General features: G+C 75.2%; 21 protein-coding genes. 3 read left to right on the plus strand and 18 right to left on the minus strand.

Features of this window, described 5'->3' with window-relative positions; genetic code table 11:
* Window positions 1-29: 29 nt before the first annotated feature.
* From GEV43_RS05605 to uraD, 12 genes are all read right to left on the minus strand, one after another.
* Complete coding sequence (locus tag GEV43_RS05605; protein WP_160819762.1) at window positions 30-917, minus strand: 2-hydroxy-3-oxopropionate reductase; 888 nt, start codon at window positions 915-917, stop codon at window positions 30-32.
* Window positions 914-1723, minus strand: a complete 810-nt coding sequence (locus tag GEV43_RS05610; protein WP_160819763.1) for a hydroxypyruvate isomerase family protein — start codon at window positions 1721-1723, stop codon at window positions 914-916. Before GEV43_RS05610 ends, GEV43_RS05605 begins: the two co-directional genes overlap by 4 nt.
* A complete protein-coding gene (locus GEV43_RS55860; RefSeq protein WP_375539083.1) occupies window positions 1723-2064 on the minus strand; it encodes a gamma-glutamylcyclotransferase in 342 nt (113 codons plus the stop codon). The genes GEV43_RS05610 and GEV43_RS55860 overlap by 1 nt, the downstream gene beginning before the upstream one ends.
* 77 nt (window positions 2065-2141) lie before the next feature.
* A complete protein-coding gene (locus GEV43_RS05620) occupies window positions 2142-3233 on the minus strand; it encodes an XdhC family protein (RefSeq protein ID WP_160819764.1) in 1092 nt (363 codons plus the stop codon).
* 18 nt (window positions 3234-3251) lie between these two features.
* A complete protein-coding gene (locus GEV43_RS05625; RefSeq protein ID WP_160819765.1) occupies window positions 3252-4724 on the minus strand; it encodes an NCS2 family permease in 1473 nt (490 codons plus the stop codon).
* A gap of 194 nt (window positions 4725-4918) precedes the next feature.
* The gene (pucD, locus tag GEV43_RS05630; RefSeq protein ID WP_175249984.1) at window positions 4919-7237 is read right to left on the minus strand and encodes a xanthine dehydrogenase subunit D; all 2319 of its coding nucleotides are present in this window, start codon (window positions 7235-7237) and stop codon (window positions 4919-4921) included.
* Window positions 7237-8592: an 8-oxoguanine deaminase gene (locus GEV43_RS05635; RefSeq protein WP_309239470.1), complete on the minus strand. Its 1356-nt coding sequence runs from the start codon at window positions 8590-8592 to the stop codon at window positions 7237-7239. The genes pucD and GEV43_RS05635 overlap by 1 nt, the downstream gene beginning before the upstream one ends.
* Window positions 8589-9080 (minus strand): (2Fe-2S)-binding protein, encoded by a 492-nt coding sequence (locus tag GEV43_RS05640; RefSeq protein ID WP_160819766.1) that lies wholly within the window; start codon window positions 9078-9080, stop codon window positions 8589-8591. The genes GEV43_RS05635 and GEV43_RS05640 overlap by 4 nt, the downstream gene beginning before the upstream one ends.
* Window positions 9080-9958 (minus strand): xanthine dehydrogenase family protein subunit M, encoded by an 879-nt coding sequence (locus GEV43_RS05645; protein WP_160819767.1) that lies wholly within the window; start codon window positions 9956-9958, stop codon window positions 9080-9082. The genes GEV43_RS05640 and GEV43_RS05645 overlap by 1 nt, the downstream gene beginning before the upstream one ends.
* Before the next feature lie 14 nt (window positions 9959-9972).
* A complete protein-coding gene (gene pucL, locus GEV43_RS05650; RefSeq protein ID WP_160819768.1) occupies window positions 9973-10878 on the minus strand; it encodes a factor-independent urate hydroxylase in 906 nt (301 codons plus the stop codon).
* Between the two features lie 5 nt (window positions 10879-10883).
* Window positions 10884-11201 carry a hydroxyisourate hydrolase gene (gene uraH / locus GEV43_RS05655; protein WP_160819769.1) on the minus strand — a complete coding sequence of 106 codons (318 nt, stop codon included), beginning with the start codon at window positions 11199-11201 and terminating at the stop codon, window positions 10884-10886.
* Window positions 11198-11776, minus strand: coding sequence for a 2-oxo-4-hydroxy-4-carboxy-5-ureidoimidazoline decarboxylase (gene uraD / locus GEV43_RS05660; RefSeq protein ID WP_160819770.1), 579 nt, complete (start codon window positions 11774-11776; stop codon window positions 11198-11200). Before uraD ends, uraH begins: the two co-directional genes overlap by 4 nt.
* A gap of 143 nt (window positions 11777-11919) precedes the next feature.
* On the opposite strand from uraD, the gene GEV43_RS05665 reads away from it, so the two are divergent.
* The 3 genes from GEV43_RS05665 (at window position 11920) to GEV43_RS05675 (ending at window position 16318) form a co-directional block, all read left to right on the plus strand.
* Entirely contained in the window at window positions 11920-13446 is a 1527-nt protein-coding gene (locus GEV43_RS05665) for a PucR family transcriptional regulator (RefSeq protein ID WP_160819771.1), read from the plus strand.
* Between the two features lie 78 nt (window positions 13447-13524).
* Window positions 13525-14985 (plus strand): catalase, encoded by a 1461-nt coding sequence (locus tag GEV43_RS05670; RefSeq protein WP_309239471.1) that lies wholly within the window; start codon window positions 13525-13527, stop codon window positions 14983-14985.
* 70 nt (window positions 14986-15055) lie between these two features.
* Window positions 15056-16318 carry an MFS transporter gene (locus GEV43_RS05675; RefSeq protein ID WP_160819772.1) on the plus strand — a complete coding sequence of 421 codons (1263 nt, stop codon included), beginning with the start codon at window positions 15056-15058 and terminating at the stop codon, window positions 16316-16318.
* Here the strand turns inward: GEV43_RS05675 and GEV43_RS05680 are convergent.
* Genes GEV43_RS05680 through GEV43_RS05700 form a run of 6 tightly spaced genes read right to left on the minus strand, consistent with a single transcriptional unit; the run spans window position 16273 to window position 21763 of the window.
* Window positions 16273-17217 carry an NAD(P)-dependent oxidoreductase gene (locus tag GEV43_RS05680; RefSeq protein ID WP_160819773.1) on the minus strand — a complete coding sequence of 315 codons (945 nt, stop codon included), beginning with the start codon at window positions 17215-17217 and terminating at the stop codon, window positions 16273-16275. The genes GEV43_RS05675 and GEV43_RS05680 overlap by 46 nt on opposite strands.
* Window positions 17214-18743: a class I adenylate-forming enzyme family protein gene (locus GEV43_RS05685; RefSeq protein ID WP_160819774.1), complete on the minus strand. Its 1530-nt coding sequence runs from the start codon at window positions 18741-18743 to the stop codon at window positions 17214-17216. The genes GEV43_RS05680 and GEV43_RS05685 overlap by 4 nt, the downstream gene beginning before the upstream one ends.
* Window positions 18740-19609: a cytochrome P450 gene (locus GEV43_RS54610; protein WP_309239472.1), complete on the minus strand. Its 870-nt coding sequence runs from the start codon at window positions 19607-19609 to the stop codon at window positions 18740-18742. Before GEV43_RS54610 ends, GEV43_RS05685 begins: the two co-directional genes overlap by 4 nt.
* Complete coding sequence (locus GEV43_RS49490; protein ID WP_241682797.1) at window positions 19567-19989, minus strand: hypothetical protein; 423 nt, start codon at window positions 19987-19989, stop codon at window positions 19567-19569. Before GEV43_RS49490 ends, GEV43_RS54610 begins: the two co-directional genes overlap by 43 nt.
* The gene (locus GEV43_RS05695) at window positions 19986-20738 is read right to left on the minus strand and encodes a glycosyltransferase family 2 protein (RefSeq protein WP_160819775.1); all 753 of its coding nucleotides are present in this window, start codon (window positions 20736-20738) and stop codon (window positions 19986-19988) included. Before GEV43_RS05695 ends, GEV43_RS49490 begins: the two co-directional genes overlap by 4 nt.
* A 14-nt stretch (window positions 20739-20752) precedes the next feature.
* Window positions 20753-21763, minus strand: coding sequence for a 3-oxoacyl-ACP synthase III family protein (locus GEV43_RS05700; protein ID WP_160819776.1), 1011 nt, complete (start codon window positions 21761-21763; stop codon window positions 20753-20755).
* Window positions 21764-21874 lie beyond the last annotated feature (111 nt).

Here is a 21874-nt window from a genome sequence, read left to right on the forward strand (position 1 = left end):
CTGGTCGGGGCGGTAGGTCGGGCGAACGGTCAGGCGGCCCGGGTACGGCCCGAGAGGTCCTCGACGACCTTGAGCAGCGCCGAGTGGTCGAGCGAGCCGTGGCCCTGGGCGCGGGCGGCGGCGACGAGCTGGGCGACCATGCCGGTCATCGGGAGCGACACGCCCGCGGTGCGGGCCGCCGCGGTGGCGATGCCCATGTCCTTGTGGTGCAGGTCGATGCGGAAGCCGGGCGCGAACTCGCGGGCCAGCATCGAGTCGCGCTTGAGGTCGAGGACGCGGCTGGCGGCGAGCCCGCCCGCGATCACGTCGATCCCGGCCTTGGCGTCCACCCCGGCGGCCTCCATCAGCACGATCGCCTCGGCGACCAGCGCGAACGTGCCGCCGACGATGAGCTGGTTGGCGGCCTTGACGTACTGCCCGGCGCCGCTGCCGCCGACCCGCTCGACCGTCCTGCCGACGGCGCGCAGGACCGGCGCGGCGGCGGCGAAGTCGGCCTCCGACCCGCCGACCATGATCGACAGGACGGCGTCCACGGCGCCCTTCTCGCCGCCGCTGACCGGGGCGTCCAGCACCCGCAGGCCGCGTTCGGCACCCGCCTCGGCGACCCGGACGGACGTCTCCGGGCGGATCGTGGAGAAGTCGATGTAGAGCGTGCCGGGCTTGGCGTTCTCCAGGATCCCGGCGGCGCCGAAGAAGACGTCCTCGACGTGCTCGTCCTGCGGCAGCATGGTGACGACGACCTCGGCGTCCGCGACCGCCTCCGCGACGCCGGACGCCTCCGTCCCGCCCGCCGCGACCAGCGCGTCCAGGCCCTTGCGGACGACGTCGTAGCCGGTGACGTCGTGCCCGGCGGCGACGAGGTGCGCCGCCATCGGCGCGCCCATGATGCCGAGGCCGATGAATCCGATCCTGCTCATGACGGGTGGACCTCCATCCACGTGAACTCCTGCTCCATCGGCCCCTGGGGCTTGTACTCCAGCGCGACCCAGCCGCCGTACCCGATGGCGTCGAGCACGCCGAACAGGGCGGCGAAGTCGATGCCGCCCGTTCCGGGACGGCCGCGGCCGGGGGCGTCGGCGATCTGCACGTGCCCGATGTCGGCGGCGTACGCGCGGGCCGCCTTCTCCAGGTCGTCGCCGTTGCTGGCGAGGTGGAAGCTGTCGAAGAGGAACCGGACGTTGTCCGGGCCCTCCGCGCGGACGCGTTCCACGACGGCCATCGCGTCGGCGGCGGTCTCCAGCGGGTACGCGCCGTTCAGGCCCCGCGCGAGCGGCTCGATCAGCACGGTCCCGCCGATCGCGCCGACCGCCCGCGCCGCGTACGCGATGTTGGCGGTGGCGACGCGGTCCTGCTCGGCGGCGGGCACCCCGTCGAGGCGCTGCCCGTAGAGGGCGTTGAACGAGCGGACGCCGGTGCGCTCGGCGATCGCGAGCAGCACACCGACGCTGTCGCGGAACTCGGCGGTCCGCGCCGGGTCCGACAGCACGCCGCGCTCCCCCGCGGGCATGTCGCCCGCGTAGAGGTTGAGGCCGATCAGCTCGACCCCGGCGTCCTGGACGGCCCGGCAGAACGCGTCCACCTCGCCGTCCGATGGGACGGCGGCGTTCGGCCAGGGCCACCAGAACTCCACCGCCCCGAACCCGGCCGCCCGCGCCGCTGCGGGCCGTTCCAGCAGCGGGAGGTCGGTGAAGAGGATCGAGCAGTTGACGGCATATCGCCGCATCAAGCGGCCTCCTTCGTTCGTCGGTACGCCTGCCAGCTGCGGTGCTCGCTGATGTCGGTCAGCCTGGCGTACGAGGTGTGGGGCCGCCGCAGCAGCATGGCGAGCGAGGACGACCCGTCGGCCAGCTCGATCACGCCGAGCTCCAGCTCGGGCGGCTCGGCGGGCAGCAGCCGGTCGCGCAGCACGTCCATCGGGACGTCGTAGACCTCGCCGGCGACCTCGGTGCCGCCGTGCGCGACGGGCGAGAGGGCGGGGCACTGGTCCCCGACCGAGTAGAAGCGGTAGCGGGGCGCGGTGGTGGTCGTGGCGACCAGGCGCGCGCCGTCCAGCAGGTGGTGCAGCGGTCCCCGCGCATCGCCCCGCCGTTCAGGAAGATCAGCGGCATGGCAGGTGTCCTCCTCGGTGTCCGGGCCGTCCGCTACGCCACATGGGCGGCGGCCGGCCGATCGTGGTGGATGGGCCCGCCGGTCCGCCCGAGGGGCAGCGCGGAGCCCCCGCGGCGCGCGGCGACGATCTCCGCCGCGATCGCCACGGCGGTCTCCTCGGGCGTGCGGGCCCCGAGGTCGAGCCCGATCGGGGAGCGCAGCCGCGCCAGCTCCCCGTCCGACAGCCCGGCCTCGCGGAGCCGTGCGAGCCGGTCGCGGTGGGTGCGCCGCGACCCCATCGCGCCGACGTACGCGACGGGCAGCCGCAGCGCGACCGCGAGCAGCGGCACGTCGAACTTGGCGTCGTGGGTGAGGACGCACACGGCCGTGCGGCCGTCCAGCGCGCCCCGTTCGGCCTCGGCGGCCAGGTGGCGGTGCGGCCAGTCGGCCACCACCTCGTCCGCGTCCGGGAAGCGGGCGGGCGTCGCGAACACGGGCCGCGCGTCGCACACCGTCACCCGGTGGCCGAGGAACGACCCCTGCCGCGCGAGCGCCGCCGCGTGGTCGATCGCGCCGTACACCAGCAGCCGGGGCGGGGACGAGAACGACTGCACGAAGACCGACAGGTCGTCGCGGCAGCGGACGGTCCGCATACCGGTCCGGCCGCCATCGAGCATGGCGCGCGCCTCGCCGACGACCGCCGTGTCCAGGTCGGCGCGGCCGGTCGTCCCGTGGTGCCGGTCGGGCCACACCACCAGCAGGTCGCCGCCGGGGACGACCTGGGCGAACGCCACGTGCTCGCCGCGTGAGACCGCCGCCAGGCCCGCGTCCGGGACGGGGCCGGGGCGGACGTGCACCTCGACCGTCCCGCCGCAGGTCAGCCCGACGGCGAACGCGTCGTCGTCGCTGTAGCCGAAGCTCTCGCGGGCGGGCTCGCCGGTGCGCAGCGCCTCGCGGCACAGCTCGTACACCGCGCCCTCGACGCAGCCGCCGGACACGCTGCCGGCGGCCTCGCCGTCCGCGGACACGGCCATCGCGGCGCCGGGCGGGCGCGGGGCGCTGCCCCGCGCCGACACGACGGTCGCGACGGCGTAGGCGGTGCCCGCGCCGTTCCAGGCGCGGAGCCGGGCGGCGATCTCACGCATAGACGGTCCTCACTTCCCTCACTTGATGCCGAGCGCCTCTTCGATCGGATGCAGCGCGAAGTAGGCGATGAAGATCAGCGACAGCGGGTAGAGCAGCCAGTGGATCTCGGCGACCTTGCCGCGGGCGAGCTTGAGCACGGTGTAGGCGAGCACGCCGGCGGCGACGCCGACCGTGATCGAGTAGGTGAACGGCATGAGCACGATGGTGAGGAACGCCGGGACGGCGATCTCCAGGTCCTCCCAGTCGATCTTGCGGGCGTGCGTCATCATCAGCGCGCCGACCAGCACCAGGGCGGGGGCGGCGGCGCCGACGGGGACCACCCCGGCGAGCGGGGTCACGAAGATCAGCGCGGTGAGCAGCAGGCCGGTGACGACGCTCGCCAGGCCGGTCCGCGCGCCCTCGGCGACCCCGGCGGCGGACTCGACGACGGCGGTGTTGGCCGAGCCGTTGACCCCGCCGCCGACGATCGCGCCGAACCCGTCCACGGTGAGGATGCGGCTGAGGCCGGGCAGCCTGCCCTTCTCGTCGGTCATCCCGGCCTCCTCGCAGACGCCGAGGATCGTCCCCATCGCGTCGAAGAAGCCGGACAGCACGAGCGTGAACAGCACGACGGTCGCGGTGACGACCCCGGCCCGCTCGAACCCGCCGAACAGGTCGATCTCGAACAGCAGCCCGAAGTCGGGCGTCGCGACGACCGAGTCGGGCACCTCAGGCACGACCGGCCCCCAGGTCTTGGGGTCGATCGTCGCCGCGGAGTTCACCGCGACGGCGAACACGGTGGCGGCGGCGATGCCGATCAGCATCGCGCCGGGCACCCTGCGGATGAACAGCACGAGGGTGAGGATCAGCCCCGCGCAGAACACCAGGACCGGCCAGCCCGCGAGCTTGCCCATCACGCCGAGCCCGACGGCCGTGGACGCGGCCTCGTGGTGGCCGACGAACCCGGCGTCCACCAGCCCGATCAGGGCGATGAACGCGCCGATGCCGACGCCGATGGACTGCTTCAGCGCGAGCGGGATCGCGTCCATGATGAGCTGCCGTACGCCGGTCAGGGCGAACAGCACGATCACGACGCCTTCGAGGACGACCAGGCCCATCGCCTGCGGCCAGGTCATGTGCGGCGCGGCCTGGAACACCACGATCGGGGTGACGCCGAGTCCGGCGGCCATCGCGAGCGGCGCGTTCCCGACCACGCCCATGAGGACGGTGGTGAGCCCGGCCGACAGCGCGACCATGGTGGTGAGCTGCGCGGGGTCGAGCTTGGCGCCGGTGACGTCCTCGGCGTCACCGATGATCAGCGGGATGAGGACGATCAGGTAGGCCATCGCGACGAACGTCGTGAGGCCGCCGCGCACCTCCCGGCCGACGGTCGTGCCGCGTCCGGTCAGGTCGAAGAGGCGGTCGAGCGGGTTCCCGGACGGGGCCGGGCCTCGCGTGGCGGACGGTTCCGGTCCTGGCGACTTCGGGGATGGGGCTTGGGTCTCGGTCACGGTTCGGGCCCTCTTTCGGGGTGTGATCGACCCGCGGGCGGCCCGTCCTGCGCGGACGGGCCGTCCGTCGTTTCGATCGGTGCGGTTGTGGGGCCGGGGCCCGCCGTCCCCCAAGCACACGGACGGGCCGCCCCTGTTGATCAACTGCGGTGGAGCGCGCGGTGCGCGCCGCGCGGTGCCGCGCGGCGCGCGGGTCAGGCGACGATGTGCTCCGGTCGGACCGGCACTCGGGTGAGCGCCCTGCCCGTGGCGTCGCGGATCGCGGCGACGATCGCGGGCGTGGAGGAGAGCGTGGGTGGCTCTCCGGCGCCCCGCAGCCCGTATGGGGCCTCGGGGTCGGGGTTCTCGAGGATGTCGAGCCGCATCGGCGGCATGTCGAGGATGGTCGGGATCAGGTAGTCGGTGAACGAGGGGTTGCGGACCAGGCCGCCGGAGACGACGATCTCCTCCATCACGGCGAGGCCGAGGCCCTGCGCGGAGCCGCCGTGGATCTGGCCCTCCAGCGACAGCCGGTTGAGGATCCTGCCGACGTCCTGGACGGCGGCGAGCTCCACGACCTTGACCAGGCCGAGGTCCACGTCCACGTCCACGACGGCGCGGTGCACGCACAGGGCGAGCTGGGTGTGGCTGCGGCCCTGCCCGGTGACGGGGTCCATCGGCGCGGTCGGCCGGTGGTGGTACTCGCGGGTCTCCTCGATGGCGTCCCCGCCGAGGACCTCCTCGATCGAGGCGAGCACGCCGCCCGCCCGCGACACGATCTTGCCGCCGGCCACGGCGAGGTCGCCGTGGGCGCGGCCGAGCCGGCGCCCGGCGAGGGCGAGCAGCTCGGCGCGGACGGCCTCGCAGGCGGTCTTGACCGCGCCGCCCGTCATGTACGACTGGCGCGACGCGGAGCTGGAGCCCGCGTCGCCGACCCGGTTGTCGGCGGGCGCGATGACGACCTTCTGCACGCCGAGCTCGGTGCGGGCGATCTGCGCCTCGACGGTGACCAGGCCCTGTCCGACCTCGGCGGCGGCGGTGTGCACGAGCGCGGTCGGCTCGCCGCCGATCACCTCCAGGCGGACCCGGGCGGTGGACAGGTCGTCGAAGCCCTCGGAGAAGCAGATGTTCTTGATCCCGACGCCGTAGCCGACGCCGCGCACGACGCCCTCGCCGTGGGTGGTCTGGGACGCGCCGCCCGGCAGGTCGCGCAGGTCGGCCGTCCCGGAGGCGGTGTCGAGGGCGGGCGGCATCGGCATCGCCTCAAGGCGGGTGAGCATCTCGGCGAGCGGCGCGGGCGCCTCGATGACCTGGCCCGTCGCGAGCCGCGACCCCTGGCTGACGGCGTTGCGGCGGCGGACCTCCACCGGCGACAGGTCGCAGGCGTCGGCGAGCCGGTCCATCATCGACTCGTACGCGAAGCACGCCTGCACCGCGCCGAACCCGCGCATGGCGCCGCACGGCGGGTTGTTGGTGTAGACGCCGTACGCGTCGATCCTGATGTTGGGGATCTCGTACGGGCCGACGCCGAGCGACGCCGCGTTGCCGGTGACGTTGACGGTGGAGGAGGTGTACGCGCCGCCGTCCAGGACGATCTCCACGTCGGCGTACAGCAGCGTGCCGTCGGCGGCGGCGCCGTACTCGTACCGCATCTGCGCGGGGTGCCGGTGCACGTGCCCGAAGAACGACTCGTACCGGTTGTAGGACATCTTCACCGGTCTGCCGGTGTGCAGCGCGAGCATGCCCGCGTGGATCTGCATCGACAGGTCCTCGCGCCCGCCGAACGCGCCGCCGACGCCCGCGAGCGTCATGTGGATCTGCTCCTCGTCCAGCCCGAGGCACGGCGCGATCTGCCGGACGTCCTGGTGCATCCACTGCGTGGAGACGTACAGGTCGAGGCCGCCGCCCTCGGCCGGGATCGCGAGGCCGGCCTCGGGGCCGAGGAACGCCTGGTCCTGGATGCCGACCTCGTACTCGCCGGCCACGACGACCTCGGCGGCCCGCTTGGCGGCGGCGACGTCGCCGACGACGACGGGCTGGTGGCGGACGATGCCGCCGCGGTCCTGGACCTTCAGCCCCTCCGGGTCGGCGATCACGGCGCGCGGGTCGGTGACGGGCTCCAGCACCTCGTACTCGACCGCGATCCGCTCCATGGCGCGCCGCGCGGTCTCGGGGTGGTCGGCGGCGACGAGCGCGACCGGCTCGCCCTGGTGCCGGACCTCGCCGAACGCGAGGACGGGCTGGTCGGGGTCGTCGAGGCCGAACAGCTTGCGGCCGGGCACGTCCTCGTGGGTGAGGACGGCGCGCACACCGGGCACGGCGAGGGCCGGGCCGACGTCGACCGACACGATCCGGGCGCGGGGGTGCGGGCTGCGCAGCGTCGCGCCCCACAGCATCCCGTCGATCCACAGGTCGGACGCGTACGCGAACTCCCCGGCGACCTTGAGGGTGCCGTCCGGGCGCAGCGGGCTGTCGCCGACGCCTCCGTCGCCGGGCGCGGACACGCGCCCCGGGCTCTTGATGGGGGCCGCCATTACAGAACCTCCTCGGCGAGTCCCATGAGGCGGCGGTGGGCGTCCGCCCCGCGCCGCCCCACCTCGTCCTGGGGAACGGTCGTGATCGTGCCGTCCTCGACGACGGTCCGCCCGCCGACGAGCAGGCGCTCCAGCGGCGGCGTCCCGCCGAACGCGAGCGCGGTGACCGGGTCGTCCACGGCCCGGTGGAAGCCGTCCACCCGCCACAGGGCGACGTCGGCGAGCTTGCCCGGCTCCAGCGAGCCGATCTCGTCCTCGCGGCCGAGGCAGCGGGCGCCGCCGAGCGTCGCGATCTCCAGCGCCTGCCGGGCGGTGAGCGCGGTCGGCCCGTACCGGGCGCGCTGCATGTAGACCGCCTGCCGGATCTCCCCGGCGAGCGGGACCAGCTCGGCCGACGCCGACCCGTCCACGCCCATCCCGACGGTCGCGCCCGCCTCCAGCAGGTGCGACACGCGGGCGATCCCGGCGCCGAGGCGGGCGTTGGAGCTCGGGCAGTGCGCGGTGCCGGTGCCGGTCTCGGCGAGCCGCTTGATGTCGGTGTCGTGCAGGTGCACGCAGTGCGCGAGCCACACGTCCGGGCCGAGCCAGCCGATGCCGTCCAGGTACTCGGCGGGCGTCATCCCGAACTGCTCGGTCGTGTGCGCCTCCTCGTCGAGCGTCTCGGCGAGGTGGGTGTGCAGCCGCACGCCCTTGCGGCGCGCCAGCTCGGCCGACCCGGTCAGCAGCTCCCGGCTCACCGAGAACGGCGAGCAGGGCGCGACCGCGACGCGCAGCATCGACCCGAACGAGGCGTCGTGGTAGCGGTCGATCGCGGCCTCGGTCTCGGCGAGGACCGTGTCGAGGTCCTCCACCACCTCGTCCGGCGGCAGCCCGCCCTGGGACCGGCCGCGGTCCATCGACCCGCGGCACGGGTGGAACCGGACGCCGAGCTCCGCCGCCGCCTCGATCTCCGCCGCGAACAGGTCGCCGCGGCCCTTCGGGAAGACGTAGTGGTGGTCGCTGGACGTCGTGCAGCCCGACAGCGCCAGCCAGCCGAGGCCTGCGCTCGCGGCGCCCGCGACGACCTCGGCGTCCATCTTCGCCCACGGCCGGTACAGCGTGACCAGCCACTCGAACAGCGTGCTGTCGGTGGCGAGGCCCTGGCTGGCCCACTGGTAGAGGTGGTGGTGGGTGTTGACCAGGCCCGGGGTGGCGAGCAGGCCCGTGCCGTCGATCCGGACGGCCCCCTCGACGCGCGGCGCGGGGCCCGGCCCGACGGCGGTGATCCGGTCGCCGTCCATCACGATGTGCCCGCCCGGGTGCTCCCCGCCCGACACGGTCGCGACGTGGGCGTTCTCGATGATCTGGACGGTCACCTGGCCGCCGCCTTCCGGCGGGCGGCGAGCCGGACGGCGTCGAGGATCTTCTCGTAGCCGGTGCAGCGGCACAGGTTGCCGGCGAGCGCCTCGCGGATCTCGGCGTCGGACGGGTCGGGGACCCGTTCGATCAGGTCGTGCGACTGGACGACCAGGCCCGGGGTGCAGAAGCCGCACTGGACGGCGCCCGCCTCCACGAACGCCTCCTGGACGGGGTCGAGGCGCTGGTCGCCCGCCCCCGTCGAGCCCTCCGCGAGGCCCTCGACGGTGCGGACCTCGCGGCCCTCGGCCTGCCCGGCGGCGACCAGGCAGGAGCAGGCCGGGACGCCGTCCAGGTAGACGGTGCAGGAGCCGCACTCGCCCTGCTCGCAGGCGTTCTTGGAGCCGGGCAGCCCCATCCGCTCGCGCAGCATGTAGAGCAGGCTCTCGCCCTCCCACACGTCGTCCACGGTCTCCTTCGAGCCGTTCACGGTGAGGTTGACGCGCATCAGGACGCCTCCTTTCCGGCCGTTCCGGCGCGGTGGTCGTTCCAGGCCCAGGCGAGGGTGCGGCGGGCCATCACCGCGAGGGCGTGCCTGCGGTAGTCGGCGGTGCCGCGGACGTCGTCGATCGGCGCGGCGGCCTCGCGGACGAGGTCGCCGAAGCGCCGCGCGACGGAGTCCGGCAGGGGGCCGCGGCCCTCCCAGTCCAGCTCGGCCGACAGGAACTCCTCGGCGGCCGCGGCGCGGCGCGGGGTCGGCGCGGCCGAGCCGACGCCGGTGCCGACGCGGCGCTCCCCCGGGTGCAGGGCGATCGCGAACGAGCAGACCGCGATCACCATCGCGTTCCGGGTGCCGATCTTGGAGAAGTACTGCGGCCCGGCCGCGGGACGGGTCCAGAACGCGCGGACCAGCTCGTCGGGCTCCAGCGCGTTCCGCTTCACGCCCGTGTAGAAGTCGGCGGCCGGGATCATGCGGACGCCGCGCGCGGCCGACTCGACCTCGATCTCGGCGCCGCCCGCGAGCAGCGGCGGGTGCGAGTCCCCGGCGGGCGAGGCCGCGCCGAGGTTGCCGCCGACCGTGCCCCGGTTGCGGATCTGCGGCGACCCGACCGTGCGGGACGCCTGGGCGAGGCCCGGCAGCCGGTCCCCCAGCTCGGCGATCACCCGGACGTACGGGACGCCGGCGCCGACGCGCAGCCGCCCGTCCACGGCGTCCCACTCGGCGAGCTCGCGGACCGGGTTCAGGTCCAGCAGCGCCTCCGGGCGGCGCACATCGAAGTTGATCTCCACCATGACGTCGGTGCCGCCCTGGACGGGCAGCGCCCCGGGGTGCGCGGCCTTGGCGGCCAGCGCGTCCTCCCAGGTCATGGGACGTAGGAAGTCCATATCCTCAGAATCTCTCATTCCCAGGCGAACAGGGGGTCGGGGGCGTCGTCGGTGAGGACGCTGCCCTCGATCAGCCCGTACGGGCGGTCGGCCGCGTAGAAGACCTCGTTGTCGTTGTCCATGCCGAACGGCTCCAGATCCACCACGAAGTGGTGCTTGTTGGGCATCGCCATCCGCACCTCGCAGATCTCGCGGCGCTCGTTCAGCACCCTGCGACCCATCTGGTAGAGCGTCTGCTGGAGCGACAGGCTGTGCGTCTCGGCGAACGCCTCCAGCAGGCACTGCCGCGCGGCCCTGTAGGAACGCCCGAACGCCGTGGCCGCCTCCGCGCTGCGGTGCCTCCAGCGGGCGGTGACGGCGGTGGCGAGGACCCGGTCGTCCGTCGGCTGGAGGGTCGTGTACTCGTCCTCGATGTAGCCGTGGAACTCGCTGCCGGTGGAGTTGAGCACCACCAGGTCCGTCAGCCCCGACACCACCGACTCGTCCGCGCCGGACCCGTCGCTGTGCACCAGCGCCGTCCGCACCTCCGAGCCGTTCCGGACGAACGAGTGCTGCTCGGCGCGCAGCCCGAGGTGCGGGGCCTCCTGGACGGGGATCCGGTCCCAGCCGTACTCCTCGACCTCCACCCGGGCGTGGCGGATCGTCGGCTGCGAGTCCACGAAGTGCCGCGCGAGAGTCAGCGCGAACTCCTCGATCTCCCCGATCCCGTACTTCTTGGCGAACGCGAACACGGTGTTCTTCTGCGCGTCGGTGGTCAGCACGGCGGCGTTGTCGCCGCTCAGGTGCACCTGGTCCATGTCGCCCGACAGCGAGACGCTGACGTTGCAGTCCTTGACGTGGTGCACCCCGGCGTCCTTGGTGACGCGGACGACGCGCGTCTCCGCCTTCCCGTAGCGGTTGGGGCCGAGAACGATGGCCATGCGGTCTAGCTCCCTCGGTAGGTCGAGTAGGCGAACGGGCTCAGCAGCAGCGGCACGTGGCAGTGCCGTTCCGGGTCGGTGAGCGTGAACGCCACCGCGACCTCGGGGTAGAAGTCCGACAGTCCGGCCGTGTCGAAGACCAGCCGGTGCGCGCCCGCCCCGGGCGGTCCGCCCGGCCACTCGCGGATCCGCCCGTCGGCGTCCGTGCGGGCCTCGCCGAGCGGCGTCCACCCGCCGCCCTCGTCGCGCCGTTCGAGCCGTACGGCCACGCCCTCGGCGGGACGGCCCCGCGCCGCGTCCAGCACGTGCGTGGACAGGCTCACGCGTCCTCCCTCAGCAGCTTGCGCAGGCGCAGATCGACGATCTTGGCCAGTTCGGCGCGGACGGCGGCGCGCTCGGTCTCCTCGTCGTTGCCGAGGCGGGCGCGCAGGGCGGCCAGCATCTCGGCGGCGCTGAGGCCGGTCGCGCAGATCAGGAACACCCGGTCGAAGCGCGCCTCGTACGCCCGGTTGCCCTCGACGAGCGCGGCGCGCAGGTCCGCGGCGGCGCCGTCCATCCCGGCCTGCTCGCCCCGCGACCAGGACGACTCGCGGTCCCCGCCCCGCACCCGGTCGCCGATCCGGGGGTGCGCGGCGAGCGCCTCCTCCACGCCGGCCCAGTCCAGGCGCTCCAGCGCCGTCGCCGCCGCCGCCCGGAGCGCCGCCGGGCCGCCGTACGGCCGCCCGGCGGCGACCTCGGCCGCCCAGCGGCGGGAGGCGCAGCAGGCGAGCAGCTCCGACTCCGCGTCCCCGGGGGCAGCGCGTCGAAGCGGCCCGTCCCGCCTTCCGTGGTCACCGGCACATCGCCTCCTCGCAAGGTCTCTTTCCCCGTCCTGGCGACGGGCCTGCCAGCAGTACACACAGCGGTCAGGGGCCGGGTCGAGGGACAGGAAGTCCGAACTGTGACCCCGCTCACGGGGGACATTTCGTGCGATGTTCCAATCGTCGGCCCCGGCGCTCCCGGACCGGGGAGCCGCGCGGCGCGGGGTGGTAGTAACGGCCTATGAAGCTGCGCGCACTGCTCGCGATGGGCGATCTCCACCTGGAGGTGATCACCGGCGAGGACGAGCTGGACCGGACGATCCGGTGGGTCGTGACGACCGACCTGCTGGAGCCCGGCCGGTACCTGAGCGGGCGGGAGCTGGTGCTGACGGGGCTGGTCTGGCGGTCCGAGCCCGGCGACTCCGAGGTGTTCGTGCGGGCGCTCGCGAAGGCGGGGGTGTCGGCGCTCGCGGCGTGGGACCTGGTCGCCGGGAACATCCCGGACGACCTGGTGGACGCGTGCCGCCGGTACGGGCTGCCGCTGTTCAAGGTCGCGCCGGACGTGGCGTTCGCGACGATCACCGAGCACGTGGTGCGGCGCCTGTCCACGGCGCGGGCGGCCGACCTCGCCGCCGTGCTGGACCGGCACCGGCAGCTCGTCGCGGGGGTGGCGGAGGGCGCCGGGCTGGACGCCGTCCTGGACCTGGTGGGCCGCGACCTCGGGATGCGCTGCTGGGTGCTGACCCCGACCGGGCGCGTCGTCGCCGGCTCGCACCCGCTGCCCGGGCGGGTCGATCCGGCGGCGCTGGCGCGGGCGTTCCTGACCGCGCCCCGGCTGCCGCACCGGCTCGCGGGCGCCGGGACGTCGATCTTCCCGGTGGCCGAGGACACCGTGTCCCGGGTCGCCGACTGGTTCATCGCGTGCGAGGGCGACTGGGAGGAGTGGCCCGCCGAGCGGCGCGCGCTGACGGGCGAGCTGGCCGCGATCGTGGCCCTGGAGCGCGCCCGCCTGGACGACCGGCTGAGCGTGGAGGGGCGGCTCGCGCAGGAGCTGGTGCGGCTGGTGGTCTCCGCGGCGGCGCCCGACGAGGTCCTGCCCCGGCTGGAGCTGACCGGGCTGGACGCGCGGTCGTCGTTCGTCGCGGTCGCGGCGGCGGCGCGGGGGCCGCTGCGGCCGGGCGAGCTGCGGACCGTTCTGGCGGAGGCCCTGCCGGGGCCGCGGCCGGTGGTGGGCCTGCTGGACGACGAGGCGATCGCGCTGCTGCCCGTCGGGGACGGCGGGCGGGACGTCGCCGGGGAGGTGCAGCGCGCGCTGGAGGCGCTGGCGCCGGGGCTGGAGGGCAGCGGCCTCGCCCTCGGCGTCAGCGACGTCGTGACCGCCGGGGAGCTGCGCGGCGCCGTCGAGGAGGCGCGGTACGCGCGGCGGCTCGCGGCCGGGCGGACGGACCCGGTCTGCGTCGTCGGGCACGGCGAGCTGGCGACGCACGTGCTGCTGCTGGCGAGCGTCCCCGACGACGTCCGGCACATGTTCCGGGTGCGGCTGCTGGACCCGCTGCGGACCTACGACGAGGTGCACAAGGCCGACCTGATCCGGACCCTGGAGACGTTCCTCCAGAACTCCGGCTCCTGGACGAGGTGCGCCGAGCAGCTCCACCTGCACGTGAACTCGGTGCGGTACCGGATCCAGCGGATCGAGGAGCTGACGGGCCGCAGGCTGAGCCGGTTGGAGGATCGCGTCGATTTCTTCCTCGCTCTGCGCCTCGGTTGAGGAGCTTCCTCCAGAGATCCGGGCGCGGCCTTGACCGGGCCGGGGCGCGCGACCGTACGGTCGCCTCACCTTATGGAGGTGAGTCTTGAGCCGACCGACGCTGACGACCGAGTCCGGTGCCCCGGTCGCGGACGACCAGAACAGCCAGTCCGCGGGCCCGGCGGGCCGCTCCTCATCCAGGACCAGCAGCTCATCGAGAAGCTGGCCCGGTTCAACCGCGAACGGATCCCCGAACGGGTCGTCCACGCGCGGGGCGCCGGGGCGTTCGGCCGCCTGGAGGTGACCGACGACGTCACCTCCTACACGCACGCGGCGTTCCTGTCCGAGGTGGGCAAGCGCACCGAGGCGTTCGTGCGGTTCTCGACCGTCGCCGACAGCCTCGGCGGGGCCGACGCGGTCCGCGACCCGCGCGGGTTCGCCGTGAAGCTCTACACCGAGGAGGGCAACTACGACCTCGTCGGCAACAACACGCCGGTCTTCTTCATCAGGGACCCGCTGAAGTTCCCCGACTTCATCCACAGCCAGAAGCGCGACCCGTTCACCGGCGTGCAGGAGCCCGACAACGTCTGGGACTTCTGGAGCCGCTCGCCGGAGTCCACGCACCAGGTGACGTGGCTGATGGGCGACCGCGGCATCCCGGCCTCGTACCGCCACATGAACGGGTTCGGCTCGCACACCTACCTGTGGGCCAACGCCGAGGGCCGCGCGCACTGGGTGAAGTACCACTTCACGACCGACCAGGGCGTCCGCTGCCTGACCTCGGAGGAGGCGGCGGAGCTGGCGGGGCGGGACGCGGGCTCGCACCAGCAGGACCTGCACCGGGCGATCGAGCGCGGCATGTTCCCGTCGTGGACGATGCACGTGCAGCTCATGCCGGTGGAGGACGCGACGTCCTACCGGTTCGACCCGTTCGACGTGACGAAGGTGTGGCCGCACGCCGACTACCCGCTGCACCGCGTCGGGAGGCTCGTGCTCGACCGCAACCCGGAGAACGTGTTCGCCGACGTCGAGCAGGCCGCGTTCTCGCCCAACAACTTCGTGCCCGGCATCGGGCCGTCGCCCGACCGGATGCTCCAGGGGAGGCTGTTCGCGTACGGCGACGCGCACCGCTACCGGCTCGGCGTCAACCACACGCAGCTCCCGGTGAACGCGCCGCACGCCACGACCGCGGCCAACAACGGGCGGGACGGCGCGATGCGGTTCGACGGCAACGGCGGGCGGGCGAAGAACTACGGGCCCGACGGCTTCGGCGGGCCCGTCCAGACGGGACGGCCGCTGGCGCCGGGCATCGAGGTGGCCGGGACGACGGGCGCGCACCCGCCGGCCGAGCACCGCGACGACGACCACTTCACGCAGGCGGGCGCGCTGTACCGCCTCATGGACCCCGCCGCGCAGGCCCGGCTCGTCGCCAACATCGCCGGGGGCCTGTCGCGGGTCTCCGACGACGGCATCGTCGAACGCTGCGTCGCGCACTTCCACGCCGCGGACACCGCGTACGGGCACCAGGTCGAGACGGCGGTCAAGCGGCTGCGCTCCTGACGCCCCCCGAGTCCGGCCCCACCCCTCCACCCGGGGTGGGGCCGCCCGTCTCCTGACCGGAGAGCAGGTCATGGCCCTCCCCTTCCGCGAGGTCGTCGCGCTGACCGGCCCCGTGCTCCCGGCGGTCTCGCTGCTCGGGCGGCTGCCCGCCGCGATGTGCCCGATCGGCTCGCTGCTGCTGGTCAACGACCGCAGCGGCAGCATCTCCACGGCGGGCCTGGTCGCCGGGGCGCTCGCGCTCGGGCAGGCGCTCGGCGGGCCGCTGGTCGGGCGGCTCGCCGACCGGCGGGGGCAGCGGCCGGTCGGGCTCGCGGCGGCCCTGGCCAACGCGTCCGCGATCGCGCTGCTGGTCGCGCTGTCGGACGGCGCGGCGCCGGTCCTCGCGGCCATCGCGTTCGCCGCCGGGCTGTCGGTGCCGCAGGTCGGGCCGCTCGCGCGCAGCCGACTGATCGCGCTGTCGCGCGGCCGGCCGCGGGTGACGGCCGCCGCGCTGTCGTTCGACGGGACGATCGACGAGACCGGCTTCGTCACCGGGCCCGCACTGGTCGGCGTGCTCGCCGCCGCCGACCCGGCGGCCGGGCTGCTGCTGGCCGCCTCGCTCGGCGCGGTCTTCGGGACGCTGTTCGCCCTGCACCCGTCCGCGCGGCCGGGACGGCCCGCGACCGCGCCCATCCCCGGACACGGACGCGGGCGGACGGCGCGGGCGCCGCTGCTGAGCCCGGCGATCTGCCTGCTGGTCGCGGGGATGGCGTTGCAGGGGACGGTGTTCGGCGCGATCCAGACGGGCGTCACCGACCTCACCGAGGACCTCGGACGGCCGGACGCGGCGGGCCTGGTCTACGCGCTGATGGGCGTCCCGAGCGCGCTCGTCGGCCTGCTGATGACCGTCCGGCCCGCGCGGATCGGGCCGCGCCTGCGGCTGCGGCTGGTCACGGCCGCGCAGTGCGCGGTGGCGCTGCCGCTGCTCGCGGTGGACGGGCTCGGGACGCTGTCGCTGGCCGTGACCGTGCTCGGCCTCACCTACGCGCCCAACATCATCACGATGTTCGCCCTGACGGAACGGGTCGCCCCGCCCGAGCGCATGGCCGAGGCGATGGCGCTGCTCGGCAGCGGGATCATCCTCGGCACGTCCGCGGGCGCGATGGCGTCCGGCCCGATCGCCGAGACGGCCGGGCACGCGGGCGCGTTCGCGCTCTCCTGCGCCGCCGCCGGGACGTCCGCGCTCATCGCGCTGCTCACCGCGTCCGCCCGGCGCTACCCCGAGCCCGCGCCGTCCGCCCGCGCGGGTCACCAGGCCGCGGCGCCCGCGAACGACGTGGCGTCCGGTTCGTAGCCGAGGACGGCGCGGGCGGCGGTGATGTCGAGGGTGCGCTCGACGGCGAGGTGCCCGGCGGCGTAGCGGGTGAGGCGCGGCGGGCGGCGGCTGCGCGCGAGGAGGAACGCGCCCTCCGCCGCCGCCGCGAGGGGCATGGCCGCGCGCGCCGGGACGTACACCGGACGGGCCCGGACGCCGCGTTCGGCGAGGATCGCGCGGAACGCGGCGTCGAGCGTGACGGGCGCGGCGTCGGTGACGTTGAAGACGCCGGAGCGGACGGGCCCGGACGCGGCGAGCAGGCACGCCCGCACGAGGTTGGCGACCGAGGTCAGGCTGACCCGCGTGCGCCCGCTCCCGACGGCGGGCAGCAGCGGCCCGCGCACCGCCGACAGCACGCGCGGGAGCAGGGTCGTGTCGCCCGGTCCGTACACCGCGTGCGGCCTGAGGACGATCGCGTCGCGGTCGGCCATCGCGGCGAGGACGGCGCGTTCGGCCGCCGCCTTGGACGCGCCGTAGGCGTTGGGGTAGCGGGCGACGGGCGCCTCGCTCTCGGCGGCCATGACGGTGGGGCGCAGCGGGTCGTACACGCTCGCGGTGCTGAGGTGGACGAACCGGGCACCGGGGAACGAGGCGAGGGCGTGCACCGTCCCGGCGAGGTTGGCGGCGAAGATCGGCGCGGCCGGCCCCCAGTCGGTGACGCCGCCCGCGCAGTGCACGACGGCGTCGGCGCGCGGCGGGTCCGGCAGCGGCCCGGCGGTGATGTCCCACGCGCGGTAGGCCGCTCCGGCGAGGTGGCCGGGCGGGACGGCCGAGGCGTCCCGGCGGCCGAACGCCAGCGTCTCGACGCCCCGTTCGGCGAGCGCCCGGCAGAGCGCGCCGCCGACGAAGCCGGACGCGCCCGTCACGGCGATCCTCATCCGCCCGCCTCCCGCGCCCCGCCCACCAGGGCCCGCAGCCGCTCGCGGTCGAGCTTGCGCCCGCGGCCTGAACGGGGCAGCTCGGGCAGCTCCACGATCCGGTCGGGCAGCGCGTCGTGGTCGATCACGCCCGGCAGCCGCCGCGCGAGCCCGGCCGCGTCGCCGACGACGGCGAGCACGACCTGCTCGTCGCCCGTCTCCGGGTCGGGGACGCCGACGATCGCGGCCTCGGCGACGCCGTCCAGCGCGGCGATCGCGGGCTCGTACAGGCCGGGGTAGAGGTTGAACTTGCCGCGGATCAGCATGTCCTTCTTGCGGCCGAGGAGGACGAGCCGCCCGGAGCCGTCCAGCCGGGCGAGGTCGCCGGTCGGCAGCTCGTCCAGCGGCTCCTCGCCCAGGTAGCCGCGGCACAGGTTCGGTCCGGAGAGCAGCAGCTCGCCGTCCGGGGCGAACGCCGCCGCGGTGAGCGGCTCGCCCAGCAGGTCGCCGTCGGCGCCGGACGCGGTGTGCGCGAGCTTGTCCCGCGCGGACGCGATGGCGACGGGGAGGATCTCGGTCATCGCGTACACCGACAGCACCTCCGCGCCCGGCGCGGCCCGTACGGCGCGCCGCAGGATCCCGGCCGGGGCCGGCGCCGCGCCGAGCAGGACGTGCCGCAGGCCCGGCGGCAGCACGGGGCAAGCGTCGAGGATCTCGGCGAGGTGGACGGGCACGCAGAACGTGTGCGTCGCGCCGCGTTCGGCGAGCTGCGCGGCGAACCGTCCGGGCGGGCAGGAGAGCGGCGGCATCGACCAGCGGGCCCCGGAGATCAGGGTGGGCAGGCCGAGCATGAGCTGGTCGGTGTGGACGACGTCGCCGGGGCCGAGCGGCATGCGCGCGCGGAACAGGTCGAGCGCGGCGGCGAGCGACGCCTGCGTGTGCACGACCGCGCGGGGGTTCGCGGTCGTCCCGGACGTGAAGATCACGGCGGCGGGCGCGTCCGGCGCGCCGTCGCCGTCCGGGCCGGGATCGGGCGCCGGGCCGCGGCCGAGCCGGTCGAACGACAGGGCGCCGCGCGGGACGCCCGGGAGGCGCGGGCCGACGTGGACGTGCCGCATCCGGTCGGCGACCGAGGGGCCGGGGAGGTCCGCGAGGTTCGGCAGGAGCAGGCCGCGGCGGCGCGCGTACGCGCGGACGGGCCGCAGTCGGCTCCCGGCGTACAGGACCGACTCGGCGGCCGACCAGCGGGGCCGCGCGAGGCGCAGCCGGGCCGTGAACATCTCCGGTCCCGCGCCCGGGTCGGCGAACACGACCACGCCTCCGGCGGCGACGATCCCGAGGGCGAGCGCGAGCGAGCGCGGCGACGGGCGGACCGAGAACAGCACGCCGTCCCCCGGCGCGAGCCCCTCGGCCAGCAGCCCGTGCCGGACGGCGAGCACGCGGTGGCGCAGCTCCCCGTACGTCGTCGCGGTCCCGTCCCCCGCGACGAGCGCGACGGCGCCGGGCGTGCGGGCGGCCTGGTCGAGCAGGCGCCTGACCAGCGTCACGGCGTTCCCCTTTCCGTTCCGCGCCCGGCCACCCGGACGTCCAGCCGCGCGTAGGCGGGGATGAGCACGCCGCGCGCGGCCGAACGGCGCGTGATCTCCAGCGGCCCGGCCGCGAGCAGCGTCCGCGCGACGGCGCGGACCTCCGCCATCGCGAGCGGGTAGCCGATGCAGAAGTGCGGCCCCGCCCCGAACCACAGGCGCCGCGGCTCGGCCGGCGGGGGCCGGTCCAGGTCGAACGGCCCGTACGCGCGGCAGCAGTTGTGCGTCGCGATCACCACCCGGTCGCCCGGCCGGACCCGCACCCCGCCGACCGCGGCCGGGCGGCGCACGCCGCGCAGCATCACCGGCGTCGGCGTCGCGACCCGCATCGCCTCGTCGATCGCCCGATCCAGCAGCCCGCCGCCCGTGGCCGGAGCGCCGCCCGGGGCCGGGGCGGCGTCCGCCGGGGCGGTGAGGTCGGCGGCGACGCGGCCGAGGGCGCCGGAGTCGTGCAGGAGGGCGATCAGGCGGGGCAGCAGGGTCGCGACGGTCTCGGTGCCGGTCAGGAAGAACGCCCCGGCCGCGCCGCGCGCCTCGTCCTCCGACAGGCCGAGCGCGCGCATCCGGCCCATGACCGTGCGCTCGTCGCCGTCCGCGTACGCCTTGGCGGCGATGTCTCCGAGCGGGCCGAGCACCGCGCGGGCCCGTCCGACGGCCTCCGGGGACAGCCGCCGGGTGCGCAGCGAGACCATCGACACGATCCGTTCGCCCTGCTCGAACAGGTCCCGGTAGGCGGCCTCGGCGCGCGGGCCGGCGCCCGCGTCCAGCCCGACCACCTCGCCGATCACCGCGCCCGCGAGCACCCGCATGGCGTCGGCGAGGTCCACGGCATCGCCGTGCGCGAGCCGGGCCTCGATCCGCGCGAGCGGCTCGGCGAGGACCCGCTCGCACAGCCCCTCGGCGTAGCCGGGGTGAACAGCCCGGCGAGGCGGCGGCGGAGCGCGCGGTGCGCCTCGCCCTCCATGTTGAGCAGCACGGACGGTCCGAGGACCGGCGTCCACAGGTCGCCGGGCGAGCCGGGCCCGTCCTTGCGGAACGCGTCGCCGTCCATGAGCACCTCGCGGGCGGCGGACGCGTCGTTCACCACGACCCCGACGCCGGGCACGCGGACGACCGGGCCGCGCCGGGCGAGGCCGCGCAGCAGCGGGTACGCGAACGGGTGCGCGGCGAGGTACAGCCGCCGCTCCCAGGCGGTCGCGGCGGTCACCGGATGTCCACGACGGCGGGCCGGTTGCGGTGGTCGGCGTACCAGCCGAGCGTGCCGACCAGGCCGTACGCGCGCAGCCGCCGCACCGACCCGTACACGACGACGTCGCGGCGCAGGCCGTAGGCGGCGGTGAGGTAGCGGACCCGGTTGACCAGGGCGCGGTCCTCGTGGAGGTCCTCGATGCGGGTGCGCGGGAAGCCGCCCGACCGCTCGTACAGCTCCGCGGTGATCGCGACGTTGCAGCCGGGCATCATCACGTACGGGCCGAGGTGCAGGGGGTCCTGGTTGCCCGGCCGGAACCGGCCGAACAGCGCGGCGGCGGCGATCACCGACGGCAGCAGCCGCCGTTCCCACAGCTTCAGCGGGAACTCGTCGGTGCGGGGCCGCAGCGGCCCGCTGACCATCTCCAGCCCGTCGTCGAACGCCCGCTTCACGGCGGCCGTCCAGTCGCGGTGCGGCAGGCAGTCGGCGTCGGTGCGGGCGACGTGCGTCGCACCGGCGGCGATGGCGTGCCGGACGCCGGTGTCGGAGGCGGCGCCGGTGCCCTTCTCCGGTTCCACGACGATCCGCAGGTCGAGCTTCGGATGGGCCTCGGCGAACGCGCGGACCGCGTCGGCGGTGCCGTCGGTGCTGCCGTTGTCGACCACGACGAGCGTGAAGTCGGCGTCGTTCTGCTCGGCGAGGCGGCGCAGCGTCGCGCCGATCGAGCGCTCCTCGTCGTAGGCGGGGATGACGACCCACAGGTCCATGGCGCGGCCTCCGCTCACAGCTCGGCGAACAGGACGCCGAGGCTGACGCCGCCCGCGAGCCCGACGAGCGCGACGCGGTCGCCGGGGCGGCAGCGGCCCTCGCGCACGGCGGTGGCGAGCTGGAGCGGGAGCGTGGCGGACGCGACGTTGCCGTGCTCGGGCAGCGTCACGACCAGCCGGTCATGCGGGACGCCGAGGACGTCCCGCAGCACCTCCAGGTAGGGCACGGTCACCTGGTGCACGGCCACCACGGCGAAGTCGTCCCACGTCAGGCCGGTCTTCTCCAGCGCGGTCAGGAAGATCTCCGGCCCGTGCGCGAGGAAGGCGTCCTTGAGCCTGCGGCCGTCCCCGCTGAAGTAGGTGGCGTCGGCGTCGCGCGGGCGCATCGACCCGCCGCCGGGCAGCGTCCCGATGTCCCAGGCCGTGGAGACGGCGGCGAAGTCGCGGTAGAAGATCCCGCCGTCCGGGGCGGCCTCGACGAGCATCGCGGCGCCGCAGTCGGACAGGGTGTAGCCCGCGAACGCGTCCACGAACTGGGCCCGGTCGCGGACCCGCCAGCGGATCGCGCGCGACGGGCTCTCCCCGGTGCACACGAGCACCCGCTCGTGCTGGCCGGTGCGGATCAGGGCGTCGGCGGTCTGGAGGCCGTTGAGGAAGCTGTTGCAGGCGTTCTTGACGTCGAAGACCGGGCAGGACGCGCCGAGCTTGGCCGCGACGATGTGCGCGGTGGCGGGCTCGACGAGGTCCTGCGAGGCCGACGCGAAGATCAGCAGGTCGAGCCGGTCCGGCGCGGCGCCGCGGTCGGCGAGCGCGGCGCGGGCCGCGGCGACGGCCAGGTCGGACGCCTGCTCGCCGTCGTCCATCACGTGCCGCGACCGGATCCCCGTCATCCGCTCGACGATCGTCGGATGAGGCCGGTAGCCGCCCGCCCCGGCGCTCTCGGCGGCGACGCGGGCCTCGACCTCGGCGCTGCTGATCCGGCGTTCCGGCAGGTGCGCCGCGACGGCGGCGATGCGTGCTCTCATCGGATGGTTCCCCCGGGTTCCCTCGTGTCGGTGTCCGGCGGAGACCAGGTTCACCGGCGGCGCCCGTCCGCGGACAGGGCGTCCCTGCGGATCCCCGGTGGGCGATGTAGC

This window comes from Actinomadura sp. J1-007, from assembly GCF_009793335.1.
Taxonomy (GTDB): Bacteria; Actinomycetota; Actinomycetes; order Streptosporangiales; family Streptosporangiaceae; genus Spirillospora; species Spirillospora yumaensis.